This window comes from Binatus sp. (SeqCode), assembly GCF_049584895.1.
Lineage (GTDB): Bacteria > Desulfobacterota > Binatia > Binatales > Binataceae > Binatus.
In genome coordinates, this window is the sequence record NZ_JBAUYR010000009.1 from 104,666 (window position 1) to 121,128 (window position 16,463).

A 16,463-nucleotide genomic window follows, 5' to 3' on the forward strand; every position below is an offset into this window, starting at 1 on the left:
ATCATGCTCCCACGCCACGAATTCGTGTTCACGGTAAATCCCTCGCTCGAACTGCCCGTCGGCAGCAGCAACATAGGCTCTGAATCCCATCCGCGCGCCGGCGGTGATTTGCTTTTTCAGAAGGGCTTCGGAGATTTACCCGACTCGCTAAGCATGCGGCGCCCGGCCGGCATCGAAGGAGACGCGGGATGGGAAAGCAAGGTGACCGGCGCGCGCGACGACCTGGTGTCAGCCGACCTCGAGCTCGAGTATTCGCTTAACTACCTCGACGCGAAAGTCGCCGGCGGTTCGGTGCCGTACGCACTGCGCGATCTCACCCCTCATCTCGATTTCGACTACGCGCAGTACTTGAGCGCGCATCGAAACTCCTCGCAGCTGGACTTCGAACTGACGCCAGGGATCGCGTGGCTCAACTCGACATTCGAGATAAATCTCAGTGTCCAAGTCGCTCTCAATCGCGCGTCGTCAGGCAGCGGCGCCGTCGCCTTCGTGTGGCTCCTCGGAGTGTCCTACGATCAACTCGTGCCGGCGCTCGGTTGGAATCTGTTTCAGTGACGAAGTCTTATTTTATTTAATGAGGACCTAACGTACCGAAAAGCGATTTTGTTAAACTCTATGGAAGGACGAAAGGCGACTCCGACTTCACGAAAACAACCACCCTGCTGGTTATTATGGCTACTGCGAATCGCCGCCAACACGCTCACTACCGTGGATTCAGACGCTATAACGTAGATCATTAATCTTGCGCGAGCGCTCGGCTAACTCAGGAGGAATTGGCGACAAATGGACTTCTTGCTCGACTGGGGTATCCCCGCACAACTCGCATTCATCGCTGTGGTATTTGGAGGCGGCAGTGTCCTCGGTCTTTACGTTGTAAGGCGACTGGTGCCCGTGGATCGCCTGCAAGAAAACCATGAGGTTGCAGGCGTGACCTTTGGAGTAGTGGGTGCGTTCTATGGGCTCGTCCTCGGATTCGTGATTGTCGCGGCTTGGGAGCGCTTCAATCAGGCCAACGCTAACGCGCACGATGAAGCGACGGCACTGGAAAGCCTCTACAAGCTGGGAGCTGGACTTGCCGAACCGATGCGCAGCCAGCTCGACTCCGCGGTGCTCGAATACACCCATCGTGTGGTGGATGAGGAATGGCCCCAGATGGCGACCATGCGCTATCAGATGGGCAAGCAAGGCGCCCATAACCTCTGGTCGATGGTGGTCTCCTATCACGCGGCCGATAGCCACGAGGAGATGCTACTCGACAAGGCGCTCGAGCAGCTCAGCCAGATCAGCCAGACGCGCAGTCAGCGGCTGCTATTCTACCATGACGACCTTCCGTCGATGGTGTGGCTCATAATTTACCTAGGTTGCATAATAACGATCGGGTTCAGCTATTTCTTTAGCAGCCACGATTTTCGCGCCCAAGTAGTCATGTGCGCCTTCTTTTCTATTTGGCTTGGGATAACCATTCTCGCGATCCTGGAATTGGCGCATCCGTACCACGGGATGATGACAATCCCGGATGATCCGTACCGATACGCAATCTCGCGAATGGAAGAGGCCACGAACTACAAGATGTCGGTCGCACCTGCACCAAAAGCTCCGTAGAATGGCAGTAGAAGTATCGCGTAAACTATAAATCAGTGGCTGACGATTTCCACCTCGTGCGGGTCGAAATCAACCAGGATCGCACCGCGTGCATGTGGTTCGCTCTTGGTCTCAATGTCTGGAATCCAGTGCGTCGCGATGCCCGCGAAGCTCTTGAATTTAAGTGGCGGCAATCCTCGCCCGATCTGAAGATCGGGCGGCTTTGATAGGAGGACGCCGCCATGAAGAGGATTAGTAACGACCTCGGTCTTGCACTGGAGGGTTCTTTCCAAGCTCATTTCCTGGCCACTTCAGCAGCAACGTGTCCTGCAAGCGATGCGACGAATGTTTTCAGGCTCGTCATGTCAGAGAGTTCCGCATAGTCGCCTGTCGCTGCCGCGGTGCGCGGCGAAGCGATGATGGAAGCCGTGGTGTAAAGCTGTTCCTGAATGAGCTTCTGGCACAGAATGTCGTACCGTTTTAGATACGATGCTCCTTAAAACTCCGGAAAGACGGGAAAGTGCGGCGACCTGTCCCGAATAGATGAACGGGATTCGGGCGCGTCTTCGACCAGCATCATCCATCCGACGAACGGGCGCGGCTGCTGGCCGATCCGGCATCAAGTCGGCCTTGGCTCACGTCGGATTTCCACGGATTTCGGGACTGGCCTCAAATCTATGAGTTCGAAGTTGGCGAAGATGACCTCCCACGCTCCGGATGCACGACTATAGTAACTGAAGAACCAATATTCACCTTTTGGCACGGCTTCCTTCAGTCTCTTCCGAAGCCACACCAACGGCATATCCCGCACGACTCTTCTCGTAAAGAATTTTCTTTGCTCGTGATTGAACCAATCTTCCTTCATGTGACTGGCGCTGAAGCCCGCGGATTTTAGCAATCCATGCGCTTCCACTTGTTTTTCACCTTCGGTCATCTCGACTTCTCCATTTCCTCGATTGCCGGGCGACAAATCTTTTCAGAAAGACGGTCGTCTTTTCGTTGGTCGACTTCCGGATCGGATGTACCGGAACGGTCTTCTGCTCAGCGTGGTTCCGCGCTTCAGCACAAAGCCGGTAGCGTGCATCCCACAGCCGATCCGGATACTACCATCGTGGAATCATCAGGCGGTGGCGATACCGTGGACGGCGGCCGCTATACCCAGCGCTATTTCACCCTGATCACCATCAGAAACGGTCAGGCTTTCCGCATGCGAGAATATGTGAATCCGTTCCAGACCTACAAGAGCTTCGGGAAGGAGCGCTGGGAACGTGTCGTCGCCGAGATCGCGGCGAAGCACAACCGGCCTTGGCCCGCGTCGCAACTCCCCGACCCAATCGTGTTGCCGCCGCTGAGGTAAGAACCGTCGTCTGAATCGTGTGAGCAAACTCACCTTCAGATGACTGAAGTAGTCTGCTCGTCTGATGAGCACTTCACACGGGTCGGCGGCCTGGATTAAACTGCTAGATCGCGGCCGTCAAAGCGATTTCGCGGCAGATAAAACCAATAAAGTCCGGAGTGATCGCATCCCGATTATTCACCCGGCGAAAGAAGTGGGTATTGAAAAATGAGCGATTACGTTCCTCCGAAGGTGTGGACCTGGAACAAGTCGAACGGCGGACAGTTCGCAAACATCAACCGTCCTATCGCCGGACCAACGCACGATAAGGATTTGCCGGTGGGCCGCCATCCCCTCCAGCTCTATTCGCTCGGCACGCCGAATGGCGTGAAAGTCACCATAATGTTGGAGGAACTCTTGGCCCTGGGGCACAACGGCGCGGAGTATGATGCCTGGCTTATCAACATCGGAAACGGCGATCAGTTCGGTAGCGGCTTTGTCGCAGTGAATCCGAACTCCAAGATCCCGGCTCTCGTTGATCGCAGCGGTTCTACGCCGATCAGGGTCTTCGAGTCCGGCGCGATCCTCCTGTATCTCGCCGAAAAGTTCGGCGCCTTCGTACCAACCGAGGCAAGCGCGCGCGCCGAATGCCTGTCATGGTTGTTCTGGCAGATGGGAAGCGCGCCGTATCTGGGCGGCGGGTTCGGCCACTTCTATGCGTATGCCCCGGAGAAGATCGAATATGCAATCGATCGGTTTGCCATGGAGGTGAAGCGACAACTCGACGTCCTCGAGCGTCGCCTCGCGGAAAGTGAGTACATCGCGGGCAGCATCTACACGATCGCTGATATGGCCATCTTCCCTTGGTATGGCGCGCTGGCGAAGGGCGTGCTCTACGGAGCCGCCGAGTTCCTGAGCGTGCAGGACTACAAGAACGTGCGTCGTTGGGCTGACGCACTCGTGGAGCGGGCGGCAGTAAGGCGGGGACGGATGGTCAACCGCGTTTACGGTGAGCCGTCGAGCCAGTTGCACGAACGGCACGACGCTAGCGATTTCGACACCAAGACGCAGGACAAGCTCGCCGCAGGAAGATGAACTTCCGTTGCGCGAGATTGGCGACGTTAACTCGGACGACGTCATAACACGCTGGCGCGCTAAGCCTTCGATCGCCGATCATCTGCCACGCGGCGACGAGCGGAGCGAGACGCCCAAAGCCGCGAGCAGCAGCGGGAGAACAACCAGCACGCCATAGTGCTCCGGTGGATGATGTCCGCCCGGCACGGATCTGAAAACCCATGCGTCGAGCGCGTGCAGCGTGCGTTCGACAATCGCCAGAGCGAGCGTTATCGGTACCAGGGTCCGGTAGCGCAGGGAAATAATAAGCATCGCCAGGCCGAACGCGATTTGCGTCGCACCCGCCCAGGCGAAAAGCGCGATGATTAGTCGGCCGTTCTGGCTGAGGTCGAGGCCAGCGATGCTTCCCGCTCCTCCATCAGGAGCGAGCACATGGATGCAGCCGGGCACGATCGTAAGAACGCTGAAGAGAGTGAGGAAATACGCCGCCACTGTCGAGCCGCGATAAGCGCCGTTGGTGCTCGGAGGGAGAAGGGAATTTAGTATCAAACTGTCACTCACAGTGTTGTGGCGGCCGGCGCGGCTCACGGCGTGCCATACCTCACATGACTCGACGATCGCTACTCATCTCTTCCGCTCCACCAATCACTCGGCCTCACGCCGCTTGTTCGATTATTCGCGGCGCTCTCCCTGTCTGTGTCGAATTCCAACTCACGCGGCGGCTGGGGTCCGAAGTAATCCTTACAATGCTGACGCCAATAGGAGCTGAAGCGCGCTTGCGGTAGCGCGGGTGCGCCGCTCCGGTGCGCCTGTGTGGCGGATTGCTGATTCTGGCAAAATCAGCGATTCGCGGCACACAGTTGGCGCGATTGGTTGGATTAATCGATGCGCATGACGCCGCGGCGGGGCTTCGCGGTGCCGTAGGTGTCTTGCGTTATTGGCACTCCCATCTCCATCAGCGCGGCTCGATGCTGCATCAGCGGTGTGCGCCGCAAACGTTCTTCAATCGGTTTGAGCTTCTCAAAGCTTTCCAGCCGCAGCACGCGTTCAACGAACGCGGCCGTTCCGGGCCAGCGCGCTGCGTCAAGCTGGAACCGCGCAAACGTCGCGTTCCGAAAAAAGCACGCGATACTGATGTCGGCAATAGATACACTGCCGAAGATGAAACCCTCGGCTGGAACCTGCACCTCCAGATAGTCGAGCACTTGCGGCATGTCCTCCTGGAGAGTCTTCTCCAGCGTTGCCTTATCGGTTTGCTCTCCCCACACCGTTGGTTTGATCGCCACCTGGTTGAACAGCCTCCAGATGAACACCTCGCCCATGCGCGAGTCCGCATACTCTTCGAGCCAGCGGGCGCAGGCGCGATCAACGATGTCAGCGGGATACAGCCTCGGCTCTCGATAGCGATCTTCGAGGTATTGGCAGATGACGGAAGAGTCCGCGAGAGTGGTCTGGTCATCTATCAGGACAGGAATGCGCCGCACGGGACTGATGCGTGAGAAACGCTCGTCACCGAAAAAAGGAACGATGGGGTCGACCTCGTAAGGAATACCTTTCAGGTCGAGAAACACGAGGACTTTGCGGACATACGGTGAAAGGTAACTCCCAATGATCTGTACTCGGTGCGCCACTATGTCTCCTATTTCTATCGCGCTACTATCGTCTATCTATTTGTCGAACAGAGATTCCAGGTCTCTTACTTCTTCATGAATGCTGCCAGTGCAGCTTGCTGCTCGCCGAGCGCTCGGCTGCTCCTCGGTACTGGCGAACGTCATCGCGGATCAAGCGATGACCCGCTGGGCAGTGTTTCGCATTGGCGACCGGATCAGTCGGCGACCAGTTGGGGCTACGAGAGGATTGACCGATGGACAATCCGTGACGCGACAATTACAGCCGGCGGCGATGATATCGCCGCCGGGCCACTGTCGCTCCGTCAAGCGGCGGACTTACCGGCCGCGATTGCCTTGACCATCTCGGTGGTCAGGGCCTTTCCTCCGATTCCCCAGGCTCCACTTTTCACCTCGTCAATCGTGACCCAGGTTACTCCGCGCATGTTCTCGCCCTCGATCGAGACCATCGCTTCGGTGAGCTTCTCAATGATCTCGTTCTTCTGCTTTGGCGTGAATACGTCTTCGATTAAATGAACTTGGATGAGTGGCATTTTCCTTCTCCTATGATTCGGTCCTTTTGAGATTCATCTACTGCCTCGCAAGCGACCTCGCGGGCCCGGGACCCCGGTGACGATCGGTTGCGATGACGAGTGCTATTGTGCGTCGTCCCGCCGCCTCGCGCAGCAAAGATTGATGAGAAATTTATTAGAATCTGGAGCGGGCCAGCCGTTTGGTCTTGATACGGCCCGCCGTGCGGCTGCTTTGCTGACGCACAGCTGCGTCGGCTTCAGCAATTTCCGCCGAGAGTCCTGGGCTTCTATATAGGTAGCCGTGGCCGTGAACGGTTTCGATCACGCTGGCGGAGGCTCCAAGTTTCTTCCGCAGAGATGCGACGATCACATCGACCACGTTTCCTCCGCCGTCGTGCTTGATTCCCCACACATCGTTGAGCAGTTCGGTTCTGCTTACCGCTTCGCCCTGTCTCAAGGTCAGGTAGCGCATGACCTCGAATTCCTTGCGGGTGAGATCAGTCGCGCGCCCATTGAGAACTATTGCTCTGCGCCGCTCGTCGAGAAGGCCGTCTTGCTCCGCGCCGATTTCGGCGGCTGCCAGCCGCGCGAGCCAACCGTCCACCGATAGTGGACCCATATCGAGTTCGAGACTTGAAATACTCGTGTTGCCGATAACTGTTGGGGGCTCATCGATTACCCGGATGCCCAGACCTTCAGCCACCGCGGCATATGGTGCGACGTTTGTCAGCCCCAGATACACCCGCTGCAAAAACGGCCGCCGTTCCATGTAGTGGCGTTTGATGTCCAGCCACGCTGCAGCCTGGACGCCGGAAGGTGCCTCGCCATATTGACGGCTGAGCCAGCGGCGCAAGAAGAGTGCGGTCTGTCCTTTGGGAAGCGGGTTTTTCCTCAGGTCTGTTATCCAATTCGATGTGATTGGATCATTGTCCAACAGCGTCGGCGCCGCCTCCCGCGGATCGAACAGACAATAGAAGCCAGCAACCTGCATGCGCGCATCGCGGACCACATAGAATGCCCTCGGCAGGTGCCTGCGCCAGCGTTCAATAATCCCGGCACCCGTTTCACCATCGTGAGCAGCCGAGATGTCTGCGATAGCCGCCCCGTCCGCCGGTCCCGCGCGTTCGACATAAAATTCGCCGACATCGCGAGGAAAGCCTCGCGAACGACGGGGTTGTTGACCAGGAAAATCAGGTCCGCCGTATAGCGCCACAAGTCGGAAACCGCCGCCGACTTTGCTTCGTGAACGAGTTGTTGCCAGGCCGCCCTGTGGTAGCGCTGGAACGCTCTGGGATCGATGGCCTCGAGATCGGCGCGAAGCGCCTCCCGCACTGCGTCATGGATAATCAGACCGTCGCTGGCCGGCTCGATGAACGGAATGCCGGTCAACTGATCAAACAGATCGTCGTCGGCAATGTCGGGTGTCAGCGCTCGCAGCAGGCTTCGGGTTATGCGGCGCGCCAACGACGCCGCGCGCAAAGCTTCACGTAATTTAGGGTTCTCGACTTCTCCCAGGAACCGGCGAGCCAAAACACTTATAGCGGCATGCGGCGTACCTGCCGTTGACGGAAGTCGCGACGCGGCGGCGCTGCCGATGACGAGGGCGAGTGGATGGCCATGTGCAAACTTCGCGAGTGCGTAGGCGCGCGAAGAATCAGTTCCGAGACTTGCAAGCAATTCCAGCGCCGCGACCTCGCTGATTGGCTGCAGTTGGAGCGCACGGAATTCATGGCGCCATTCAGGAGCTTCGCTCCATTGGGGTGCCGGCGGGAAGCGGCTAACCAGTATGAGGCGCGCATTGCTGCCAAGCCGAACTGCGAAAACCTGGCGCAACCACGCATCGAGCAAGCCCAGGACTTCGTAGCAATCAATGATGATTAGAACAGTGCCTCGGATAGCGGCCAAGGCTCGTGAGACCGCAGGCAACGTCGGACGCGCGGCTCGAAGGCCGCGCGACAACTCGAACAAAAAACCGCGTTCGCTTGGCTCGAGCGCACGGCCATCGAGCAAGCATACCTTTCTGCCTCGCTTTCGTTCGGCATCGGCAAACGCACGGATGAGAGCAGACTTTCCGATGCCTGAAACGCCGTGCAGATGAATCACGCGCGGTCCGCCAATGCGCGCGGCCTCGTACAGCGTCCTTAGCTCTCGCTCTCGTCCGAAGATCGGACGCACCATCTGGCTCGCAGTTGCAGCGATTCTAGACATCTCGACGGTACTACCGTCGACCTCGTTCCGTGAAAGCTAAACGAAGGTCGTCCTGCATATAGTCCTATCAGAACCGCGACGAGCGACGAAAAAGTCGCGGAAGATCCAACATGATGATTTCGGCAATCTTTATGCCGTGTCCGTGGCGAATTGGTCATTTCCAAGCAAAATTAACAATTCGCCACACACAGGTCATAGAGGTCCTATCCACATTCGAGAGAATCGAGTTCCTACACCATCTCAGTCGGAAAGTGGAATGAATAGCGTACGGCGCTCGTCGTTTCCGATTCCGCGTGAGATGTGCCCCTTGCCGGTTGTATCTTCAGCCAGAAGAATCGATCCCGGGCCGAAGCGGCGAGTCTCGCCGTCGCTGACTTCTATCTCAACCTCTCCGGTCAGATTGACGACGAACTGGCGGCGCGGCGCGGTATGCCAATCGATCAAATACTCACCGCTGCGGGTCGCGCGGAAAATGACTCCCTTGGCTGCGATCAATTCGGACATCGAGGAGGCGTTGCCCGCCGGCTTCATTGCAGGGTCGACATCCTGCAGATGCGATTCCCCGGCGGCGTCAGCGTAGATGCGCGTGTATTTCATAGGATTTGACCTCAATTAAAGTTCGCTGGCTCTGAGACAGGAGAGCTAGATCACTCCAGCTTTCTTGAGGTGCGCTCTAGACGCCGCATCGATTCCGATCTCGTCGAGAATCTCGTCATTGTGCTGGCCGATCGAAGGAGCGCCGCTTCGCACGCGTGTTGGCGTGCGGGAGAACTTCGCGACGGGTCCGGTATGAATCGCAATTGAGCCGTCTTCGATCTTAGCCAGCTGCAGAACATCGCGTTCAATGATGTGCGGGTCGTTGGCGGCGTCGTTGTATGTATTGACCGGACCCGCAGCGAGTCCCGCCTTCAGCAGGACCTCAATCGCCTCCGCGCGCGTGCGCTCGGCCGCCCACGCGGCGACCATCGCATTGCACGCGTCCCGATTCGCCAATCGATTCGGCAACTTCGTAAAGTTGGGATCTTCGGCCAGGTCTCGATGTCCGAGTATCGGCGCCAGCGCCTTCCAATGAGTATCCAGCAGCACGGCGACATACACCCATCCGTCCTTGCATCGATATGAATTCGACGGCACCGCGAATCCGAACTCGTTACCCAAGCGCTGCGGCACGATACCCATCGCCGACACCGCCAGCGGAACTCCGGCGGCTCCCCCTGCGAGCCCTTCCAGCAGCGAGATGTCGACATGCTGTCCTTCGCCGGTGCGATTGCGATGGATCAGCGCCGCCATCGCGCCGATTGCTCCGTTTAGTCCGCCCGCTTCATCGCCAATCGCCGTCGCAGCTTTGACCGGTGGACCCTCAACGCTTCCGTTCATCGACATCCACCCAGACGCAGCTTGCGCAATCGGATCGTATCCGGCGCGATCCGAATTCGGCCCGAACTGTCCCCAGCCGGTAATCGAGACATAGACCACGTCGGGTTTAACTCTGCGGACATCGTCGTAGCCAACGCCCCATCCCGCCATGGTTCCTTTCTTGAAGTTTTCCACAACGATATCCGACTTGGCGGCAATTTTGAGAAAGATGTCGCGCCCCTGCGGCTTTCGCAGATCCAGGCTCAGGCTACGCTTGTTTCGGTTGATATTGCCGTTGATCGCACCGACATTTGTACCCGGATAAAAGGGCGGCAATCGGCGATTGACTTCACCAGTCGGCACTTCCACTTTGACGACATCCGCACCGAGATCGGCGAGCGTGGCGGAGCAGAGCGGACCGGCGGCCGTGGTGGTAGCTTCCAGCACTCTCACACCCGCGAGCGGCCCGGTCAGATCGGCGCGCGCGTGACGATAAAATTCTGCTTTGGTCATTGCGATTCCCTATCGGTCAGCCCAACATTTGGTGCCCAATCGTTATTTCTTGCTTATCGATCTTTCAAGTTTTGAGCCCGAAATCTTAATTTTCAATTCCAGTTCCCAGTCGCAGCGACACTCGGAGGATTGCGCACGAAGTCCGAGCCCGAATTTGAGCCCCAGGGTCTCTCCGTTACGTATCGACGGACCAGCTTTGCTGCAACCAGGTCAAAAGCTCCGCTCAACAAAGACGTAAGCCGAGTTTTCTCGCCGAGAACGAGGAGCAGACCGAAAAGAGTCTCTGCCGCCGTTGCTCCGAAAGCCAGCGCTGGAACTATAGTCGGCGGCAGAAGCCGAAGAAGTTTAGCGGTATAGGCAACGAATCGGGGGTAACTGCCCCAGGCCATATTCGGATATCCGTAAGCGCCCCAGATCCCAAAGCGGTCTGCCACCGCAGAAAGGAAAAGACCCTCCAAGAGCGCGCAGAAAGACCGAGCTGAATTCCCAATCCCGTCGACCGCCGCTTATTCGTTGACGTCTGGATCAGTTCGAATGGTGGTTGCCTTCGTTCATTTGGAACTCTGGGGAACAGCGTTCATCACTGACTCTTCCGGAACCGCATAGTCGCGGTGCCCTCCGCTTCCTTGAAATCATGCCGCTAGTGCCGACCTTTCGGCTCGGACGTAGAGGCCGCAGTACCTCGGCACGAAACGAACTAAATTTCAGTTCCCCAATGGGATCGTCAGTTCCGTCTCGTTCGTATTCACCACGAACACCGCCAGCAGCTTGGCCGGCTTGGTCTCGCTGGCATTGGCGCTGACGCGATGGCGATCGCCGGGCATCTCGGAGAAGCTCTCTCCGGCCTTATAGATCGTCACCGGTCCGTCGTTGACCTGACTGCGGATCGCTCCCTCGAGCACGGTCGCGTAGATGAAGGCGGATTTGGCATGAGTGTGAGCAGGCGAGTAACCGCCCGGCCCGTATTCGACGAGTACGCCCTTGATGCTCTTGCCGGGACAGTTGGGCAGCTCGTGCTGGTAAACGAGGGTCACCTTGGCGTTCTTCAATTCCGGCGCGGCCGTGGCCACGCTGCCGAGCGGCAGCTTGGCGGCGAGCAAAGAGACAAGCATCGAACAGAAGATGCGTTTCATGGAGCTTCTCCTTCGGTTGGCGGATCCGATCAGGCAGCGGCCCGCGTGTGGCGGAGCCATTCGTCGAGGGTGATGCGCCCGAGCCGCGCTTCGCCCAACGGTACCAGCGTGCGCTCCTCAATCCGAGCGCCGAAGTGTCGGGCCTCTGGGTCCCTCACGACCTCGCGCGGGTCGCCGACCGCCTTCAGATGGCGGGCGACGATCTCGTCGAGCGGTGCTCGTTGCGGGCCGGCGATCTCGACGATGCCGTTGAGCGGCGCTCCGAGCGCCACATCGGCGAGGATTGCAGCAACATCGTCCGCCGCGATGGCCTGTAATAGGCCGGAAGGGAGCCGGACCGTTTTTCCATAGGCGTTGGAGTCGGCGATGGCGCCGAGGAATTCCAGAAATTGCGTCGAGCGTATGATCTCGCAGAACGGCGACGGTCTTCGTACCAATGCGGCCAGTACCTCCGATGACTACTATCTTCATTGCGATCTCCTCTCGACAGTCGACCTTTTTGTTTTGACGTCTTCGGAAACGTGACATGGGGTTCTCCATTGAACGAAATCAGCGGACGCGAAGAGAGATTTTCCCGCGTAGGTGCCCCCGAGCGCCTGCCCGACCTGTCGATAACGAAAAACCTGATCCCGGATGACGAGAAAGTCGCACTGTGATAGTCGAACGCCCGATCCTCCATCACTCGATAATCGTCAGCATCAATGGCGAAAGCTTCAGACTCAAGGACAAGCGCAAGGCCGGCCTGTTCGGCTCTCCGGCCAGGATCGCGAGGCGCCAGCGAACTGGTCGAAATCAATGTTTCATCAGTTGCTCGGCGATACGCATCATCTCCGCATACCTCTTCACGGTTGATGGCTGATGGACTACCTCGAACTTGAGTCCATCCGGTCCGAGAAAGTACACCGCATACCAGCCTTCCGGATCGTACGGGAACTCGCCAGGACCATCGAGGACCTTCGCACCAAGGCGCTTCGTTAGCTCGCACGCCCGATCAACCTGCTCACGCGTGTCGGTGTAGAAGGCGATGTGATGCAGCCCTACCTCGTAAACCTCGAATGGATGCTTGGCAAACTCAGGCTTTGCTTCCCAGAGATTTAACACCGCGCCATTCCCATGGTTGACCGTCACTCTAACGCGCTGCCCGTTCGGATTCCGTGTACCGTCAGATCTTTCCGTTCCCTCATCCCAAATCTCGGTAGTGGGCTGTTTTGAAGGAGGTATGAAAAATGACCGCTAATAAAATCATCGAGCAACTTTCGGGTATGACGGTTCGTGACGCGACGGCGTTACTGCAAGAGGCAATAGAATTGCTTCAATATACCGAGATCGGTCTGGCTAGCGGGAAAGACCGAACAGAGTCTCCAAACTCTCTTGCACATGAAAAACCGTCCCATTCACCATAGTGATTGCGGTGCGCGTCCCGCTCTTGATTTCCAAAACGCTTACGGATTCGATCTGATCGGCGTTTAATAAAATCGGTTCGCCTTTATTGTGATCAGTAACGTAAATCAGCTTCGCCATTTGAATTGCCCTCCGTTCAATGTCATACTACGCCCATGCCTACCCGAGCAAGCAGAGGCGGCAAGCGCGCCGATCCCATACAGAACGCGCTTCGCGTCGTAGAGGAATCCGTCGGTGATATTCTTAAACCCTCGGTGAACAAAAATCCACACGCACAAGCACTCTCGGCTCTCGGCGCATCGAAAGGCGGGAAGGCGAGAGCAGCGAAACTGTCCGATAAGCGCCGGAAACAGATCGCACGAAAAGCGGCTGCTGCACGCTGGAAAAAAGTTAAGTCGTAGGATTGAGTACGTTGGGATCGATTTTTCCCTCAGCTAGCGCGCGCATGATTACGAACGGTGCCATCAAGGAATCCGTGAATCTGTATCGGATGCGGTTCTTATCTCCTCTTTTTTCCAGTACCGTCCCTCGTTTCGACTCGCAGAACTCTTCCAAGTGATTGCTGAAACTGGCAATTTGCAGCGCCTCTTTTTTTCGTATTCGGCTTAAAGGTTTCTGTACATCGCGAGGCGCGAAGAAACCGAGGCTGTCCGTATCGGCCAAAGCGCAGGCCACCAGCGTGTCAGAGAGAGTTGCATTTTTATGGGCGCTATAAATCGCAGCGCCATAACTCGATAGTGTAGATTGATGAATTTCATCATGGGCACTCGACACGCCTTGCATTACGTGGCCGAGTGAAATTTCCGACTCTTCTGCTTGAATAGCTGCATAACAAGCCTTCTGGGCGAGCAGATGGGCATAGTGTGGAAGTCCTCGCGCGAGCGTGGTAATCCAGCCTACGGCCTCGTCTGTCGCATGAAGTTGAAAGTCCTCCGATTGTGAATTGAAGCGGTCAAGTCCTTTCTGCACGATTTCCTTGATTTCGTCATTTTCCATGCGCTGCATCTGAATCTGCATCATAGAGCGGGCGACGGATTGATGCTCAGCAATTAGTTGGTCTACCGTATCAGCAACACCGACTAAGAAAATCGTTGCATCGATCGAATGATCCGAAAGTGTTTTAAGCGTATCGGCCATGAGCCGTCGCGATTTCGAGTCTCGAAGGCGATCAAACTCGTCGATTACGACGATCAGGTCTCGCTGACTTGAAATGGCCTCCAATAGATTTTGAACCGCGCCAGGATCGAGTTTCGTGTCACTTAATTTAGAGGCGAAATTGCCTATCGCCAATCCTGTTTGTCCGCTATTCTCGAAGTACGGGATTCGTCCAAAAACTTCTCTCCAGATTGAATCGTAGTCCGAGCTGGCCGTGCAATTTACGCGCGGCGTCAAAAATCTCGGCGGTGCATCGATCTTATCTGACCGCGAAATAAAATCAGCGATCAGATTCGCCATCGAAGTCTTGCCGACGCCGCGCTCACCGAAAATGATCCCATGCTGCCCGCGCCGGTAAACGGCATCGATCGAGCGCATTATCTGCTGATGACGACCGGCGAATAGAGTTACCCGACTAATCGGCGCGGACGGACTGAATGCGCCACCGGCAATCGCAATTCGATTGTATAGACTCGGAGGATTCTCTTCGTCAGCCATAGCAAAATCTCACCCGCGAACCTTAACAAATGGAGGTACTTATACAAGTAGACCCAAAAGTTAAACATCCCTTGACAAAGCATGCCCGAGCAAGCATAATAATGGACATGAACAGACTGTCCATCGAACGCCGTGCGGGAATCATCGCCTGTTTGGTCGAAGGCAATTCGGTCCGCGCCACTTGTCGGCTGACGCATTCATCGAAAGACACCGTGCTCAAGCTGGTTGCCGACGCTGGCGAAGCGTGCCTCGAATATCAGCGCGAGCACCTGCGCAATCTCACGACCAAGCGAATCCAGTGCGATGAGATTTGGAGTTTCGTTTACGCCAAGGCGAAGAACGTACCGGCAGAGTATCAGGGCCAATTCGGGAAAGGCGACGTGTGGACTTGGACCGCAATCGACGCCGATACGAAACTCGTTCCCTGCTGGCTGGTCGGCACACGCGGGCCACAAGCCGCGATCACGTTCATGCAGGACGTGGCGAGCCGTCTGACGAATCGCGTACAGCTAACGACGGATGGCTATCACTGCTATCTGAATGCCGTCGATGCGGCGTTTGCAGGCGATATTGACTACGCGATGCTGGTCAAGATGTACGGCACCGATCCGATGGGCCAGCGGCGCTACAGCCCATCGATTTGCCTCAGTGCCGAAGGCAGGGTGATTCGCGGCAATCCAGATCGCGAGCATATCAACACGTCATACGTCGAGCGCCAGAATCTGAACATGCGGATGGGAATGCGCCGCTTCACGCGCCTGACCAATGCGTTCTCGAAGAAAGTGGAGAATCACGCCCATGCAATCGCGCTTTTCTACATGTACTATAACTTCGGTCGGATTCATCAGACGCTAAAGACTGAGACGCCCGCGATGGCGTCAGGCGTCTCTGATCATGTTTGGAGCATGGAAGAAATTGCGGCGCTCATCCCTTGAATTCAAAACAGCCCACTACCCAAATCTCATATTCCGAGGAACTCCAAGAACGGCCTGAAGAACTCCATAGCGCCATCGAGATCGCTGACCGTGATACCAACGTGGCACGTTGCTCCAAGTAGCGGCATATCGTTGCCTCCGAGGACGAGTTCTTACCACACTTTACGGCGGGCGAGACCAAGTCCCCGGCCTCCGCCACAGGGCGGCGAGGGGGAGATCCCCTCGCACCGCCTGCTCAGAGCCCGCCAGGGTGGGTCAGCTTTACTTCGGCGACGCCGCGGCAAAGTGGGTCAACATTCAATCGGGGTTGACTAGGGCACCGGCGTGGTTTTTGTGTTCTCCGCTATCTTCCCTTGAAGACGGGTTGTCGTTTCTCGAAGAAGGCTTTGCGGGCTTCCTGGGCGTCCTCGCTACTGAAGGCTATGCGAATATTGGACAGCTCGTAGCGGAGCTGCTGTTCCATGTCGCTGGTCTCGAGAGATTTCACCATTCCGCGCTTTAGAAGCCGCAAAGTGATAGGTGACCAATGGCAAAGTTCTTCGCAATAACTGGCCAGTCGATCCGCGAATTGTGAGTCGCCGACCACTTCTCCGGCCATGCCGAGCGCGACCGCCTCCTCGCCCAGCACCGTGCGGTTCTCCATCATAAAGCGCATCGCCTGCTCATAACCCATGGCTTGCGGCAGCGTGATGGTGAGCCCGGCGTCGGGTGAACCGCCAATTCTCGTGTAGCCGGCCATGAGCTTCGCGCTGCGGCTGATCAGCCGCACGTCGGTCGCCATGGCGAGACCGAGGCCGGCCCCCACGGCCACCCCATTGATGCCTCCGACGACAGGCTTGTCGCACCGTTTGCGAATCGCCAGGAGAAAATGTCCAACCCAGGAAATGTCATCGAGCTGAGCCGACTGCCTCGACAGCGGCGACGAGCGTTCGCTGCCAGACAAATCCAGACCGGCGCAGAAGGCATCGCCGCTGCCAGTAAGGGCGACCACCCACACCTCATCGGTCCGCGCCGCATCCTCTATGGCAGCAACTACACCCCACGCGAGGGCGTCGCTCAGCGCGTTCTTCTTCTCCGGCCGATTGAGCGTGATGGTCCTGACGTGGCCCACGTCCGCTATTTTCACAATGTCT

The 16,463-nt window shown here is 57.1% G+C and carries 20 protein-coding genes and 3 pseudogenes; 8 read left to right on the top strand and 15 right to left on the bottom strand.

All coding sequences use genetic code 11. The features are described 5' to 3' along the window. Window positions 1-3: 3 nt before the first annotated feature. From WB650_RS02160 to WB650_RS02170, 3 genes are all read left to right on the top strand, one after another. Entirely contained in the window at window positions 4-555 is a 552-nt protein-coding gene (locus WB650_RS02160) for a hypothetical protein (RefSeq protein ID WP_422306444.1), read from the top strand. A 228-nt stretch (window positions 556-783) separates the two neighbouring features. Next, window positions 784-1,602 (top strand): DUF4239 domain-containing protein, encoded by an 819-nt coding sequence (locus WB650_RS02165; RefSeq protein WP_423959248.1) that lies wholly within the window; start codon window positions 784-786, stop codon window positions 1,600-1,602. 35 nt (window positions 1,603-1,637) lie between these two features. Next, a complete protein-coding gene (locus WB650_RS02170; RefSeq protein ID WP_422303496.1) occupies window positions 1,638-1,808 on the top strand; it encodes a hypothetical protein in 171 nt (56 codons plus the stop codon). A 68-nt stretch (window positions 1,809-1,876) separates the two neighbouring features. On the opposite strand, the pseudogene WB650_RS02175 reads toward WB650_RS02170, so the two are convergent. Then, window positions 1,877-2,191, bottom strand: a pseudogene (locus WB650_RS02175) (PaeR7I family type II restriction endonuclease); the annotation flags it as partial. A 291-nt stretch (window positions 2,192-2,482) separates the two neighbouring features. Here WB650_RS02175 and WB650_RS02180 point away from each other — a divergent pair. From WB650_RS02180 to yghU, 3 genes are all read left to right on the top strand, one after another. Further along, entirely contained in the window at window positions 2,483-2,938 is a 456-nt protein-coding gene (locus WB650_RS02180) for a hypothetical protein (protein ID WP_422303497.1), read from the top strand. Window positions 2,939-3,002: 64 nt separating this feature from the next. Beyond that, window positions 3,003-3,149, top strand: a complete 147-nt coding sequence (locus tag WB650_RS02185) for a hypothetical protein (protein WP_422303498.1) — start codon at window positions 3,003-3,005, stop codon at window positions 3,147-3,149. Continuing rightward, window positions 3,146-4,012, top strand: a complete 867-nt coding sequence (gene yghU, locus WB650_RS02190) for a glutathione-dependent disulfide-bond oxidoreductase (protein ID WP_422303499.1) — start codon at window positions 3,146-3,148, stop codon at window positions 4,010-4,012. Before WB650_RS02185 ends, yghU begins: the two co-directional genes overlap by 4 nt. A 78-nt stretch (window positions 4,013-4,090) precedes the next feature. On the opposite strand, the gene WB650_RS02195 is transcribed toward yghU, so the two are convergent. The 4 genes from WB650_RS02195 to WB650_RS02210 form a co-directional block, all read right to left on the bottom strand. After that, window positions 4,091-4,483, bottom strand: coding sequence for a hypothetical protein (locus WB650_RS02195; RefSeq protein WP_422303500.1), 393 nt, complete (start codon window positions 4,481-4,483; stop codon window positions 4,091-4,093). 386 nt (window positions 4,484-4,869) lie between these two features. Further along, window positions 4,870-5,622: a glutathione S-transferase family protein gene (locus tag WB650_RS02200; RefSeq protein ID WP_422303501.1), complete on the bottom strand. Its 753-nt coding sequence runs from the start codon at window positions 5,620-5,622 to the stop codon at window positions 4,870-4,872. Window positions 5,623-5,924: 302 nt separating this feature from the next. After that, window positions 5,925-6,152, bottom strand: coding sequence for a tautomerase family protein (locus WB650_RS02205; RefSeq protein ID WP_422303502.1), 228 nt, complete (start codon window positions 6,150-6,152; stop codon window positions 5,925-5,927). Window positions 6,153-6,306: 154 nt separating this feature from the next. Then, window positions 6,307-7,344 (bottom strand): winged helix-turn-helix domain-containing protein, encoded by a 1,038-nt coding sequence (locus WB650_RS02210; protein WP_423959251.1) that lies wholly within the window; start codon window positions 7,342-7,344, stop codon window positions 6,307-6,309. Between the two features lie 29 nt (window positions 7,345-7,373). Here WB650_RS02210 and WB650_RS02215 point away from each other — a divergent pair, with 29 nt between their 5' ends. Continuing rightward, window positions 7,374-7,622, top strand: a complete 249-nt coding sequence (locus tag WB650_RS02215) for a hypothetical protein (protein ID WP_422303514.1) — start codon at window positions 7,374-7,376, stop codon at window positions 7,620-7,622. A 504-nt stretch (window positions 7,623-8,126) separates the two neighbouring features. Here WB650_RS02215 and WB650_RS02220 read toward each other — a convergent pair. The 9 genes and pseudogenes from WB650_RS02220 to WB650_RS02260 all read right to left on the bottom strand — a co-directional run. Next, window positions 8,127-8,339 (bottom strand): annotated as a pseudogene (locus tag WB650_RS02220) (ATP-binding protein); the annotation flags it as partial. 240 nt (window positions 8,340-8,579) lie between these two features. After that, on the bottom strand, window positions 8,580-8,936 hold the full coding sequence (locus WB650_RS02225) for a hypothetical protein (RefSeq protein WP_423959252.1): 357 nt from the start codon (window positions 8,934-8,936) through the stop codon (window positions 8,580-8,582). Window positions 8,937-8,981: 45 nt separating this feature from the next. After that, complete coding sequence (locus tag WB650_RS02230; RefSeq protein ID WP_422303505.1) at window positions 8,982-10,208, bottom strand: CaiB/BaiF CoA transferase family protein; 1,227 nt, start codon at window positions 10,206-10,208, stop codon at window positions 8,982-8,984. Between the two features lie 92 nt (window positions 10,209-10,300). Beyond that, window positions 10,301-10,597: a DoxX family protein gene (locus WB650_RS02235; RefSeq protein ID WP_423959253.1), complete on the bottom strand. Its 297-nt coding sequence runs from the start codon at window positions 10,595-10,597 to the stop codon at window positions 10,301-10,303. A 315-nt stretch (window positions 10,598-10,912) separates the two neighbouring features. Next, on the bottom strand, window positions 10,913-11,341 hold the full coding sequence (locus WB650_RS02240) for a cupin domain-containing protein (protein ID WP_422303507.1): 429 nt from the start codon (window positions 11,339-11,341) through the stop codon (window positions 10,913-10,915). A 29-nt stretch (window positions 11,342-11,370) separates the two neighbouring features. Beyond that, window positions 11,371-11,748: pseudogene (locus WB650_RS02245) on the bottom strand (NmrA family transcriptional regulator); the annotation flags it as partial. A 385-nt stretch (window positions 11,749-12,133) separates the two neighbouring features. After that, the gene (locus WB650_RS02250) at window positions 12,134-12,562 is read right to left on the bottom strand and encodes a VOC family protein (protein ID WP_423959265.1); all 429 of its coding nucleotides are present in this window, start codon (window positions 12,560-12,562) and stop codon (window positions 12,134-12,136) included. Between the two features lie 114 nt (window positions 12,563-12,676). After that, complete coding sequence (locus WB650_RS02255) at window positions 12,677-12,862, bottom strand: flagellar FlbD family protein (protein WP_423959255.1); 186 nt, start codon at window positions 12,860-12,862, stop codon at window positions 12,677-12,679. Window positions 12,863-13,132: 270 nt separating this feature from the next. Next, the gene (locus tag WB650_RS02260; protein ID WP_423959257.1) at window positions 13,133-14,395 is read right to left on the bottom strand and encodes an AAA family ATPase; all 1,263 of its coding nucleotides are present in this window, start codon (window positions 14,393-14,395) and stop codon (window positions 13,133-13,135) included. 107 nt (window positions 14,396-14,502) lie between these two features. Between WB650_RS02260 and WB650_RS02265 the strand changes: the two genes are divergently transcribed. Beyond that, on the top strand, window positions 14,503-15,330 hold the full coding sequence (locus WB650_RS02265) for an IS1 family transposase (RefSeq protein ID WP_423959259.1): 828 nt from the start codon (window positions 14,503-14,505) through the stop codon (window positions 15,328-15,330). Window positions 15,331-15,673: 343 nt separating this feature from the next. Here the strand turns inward: WB650_RS02265 and WB650_RS02270 are convergent. After that, the coding region (locus WB650_RS02270) for an enoyl-CoA hydratase/isomerase family protein (protein WP_423959261.1) at window positions 15,674-16,463 on the bottom strand (790 nt) is incomplete at its 5' end.

Coding starts and splice junctions, on each gene's coding strand:
- WB650_RS02230 (WP_422303505.1), bottom strand. CDS start 10,208: ATGACCAAAGCAGAATTTTATCGTCACGCGCGCGCCGATCTGACCGGG.
- WB650_RS02225 (WP_423959252.1), bottom strand. CDS start 8,936: ATGAAATACACGCGCATCTACGCTGACGCCGCCGGGGAATCGCATCTG.
- WB650_RS02185 (WP_422303498.1), top strand. CDS start 3,003: ATGAGCACTTCACACGGGTCGGCGGCCTGGATTAAACTGCTAGATCGC.
- WB650_RS02160 (WP_422306444.1), top strand. CDS start 4: ATGCTCCCACGCCACGAATTCGTGTTCACGGTAAATCCCTCGCTCGAA.
- WB650_RS02235 (WP_423959253.1), bottom strand. CDS start 10,597: ATGGCCTGGGGCAGTTACCCCCGATTCGTTGCCTATACCGCTAAACTT.
- WB650_RS02165 (WP_423959248.1), top strand. CDS start 784: ATGGACTTCTTGCTCGACTGGGGTATCCCCGCACAACTCGCATTCATC.
- WB650_RS02205 (WP_422303502.1), bottom strand. CDS start 6,152: ATGCCACTCATCCAAGTTCATTTAATCGAAGACGTATTCACGCCAAAG.
- WB650_RS02240 (WP_422303507.1), bottom strand. CDS start 11,341: ATGAAACGCATCTTCTGTTCGATGCTTGTCTCTTTGCTCGCCGCCAAG.
- yghU (WP_422303499.1), top strand. CDS start 3,146: ATGAGCGATTACGTTCCTCCGAAGGTGTGGACCTGGAACAAGTCGAAC.
- WB650_RS02255 (WP_423959255.1), bottom strand. CDS start 12,862: ATGGCGAAGCTGATTTACGTTACTGATCACAATAAAGGCGAACCGATT.
- WB650_RS02265 (WP_423959259.1), top strand. CDS start 14,503: ATGAACAGACTGTCCATCGAACGCCGTGCGGGAATCATCGCCTGTTTG.
- WB650_RS02260 (WP_423959257.1), bottom strand. CDS start 14,395: ATGGCTGACGAAGAGAATCCTCCGAGTCTATACAATCGAATTGCGATT.
- WB650_RS02180 (WP_422303497.1), top strand. CDS start 2,483: ATGCGCTTCCACTTGTTTTTCACCTTCGGTCATCTCGACTTCTCCATT.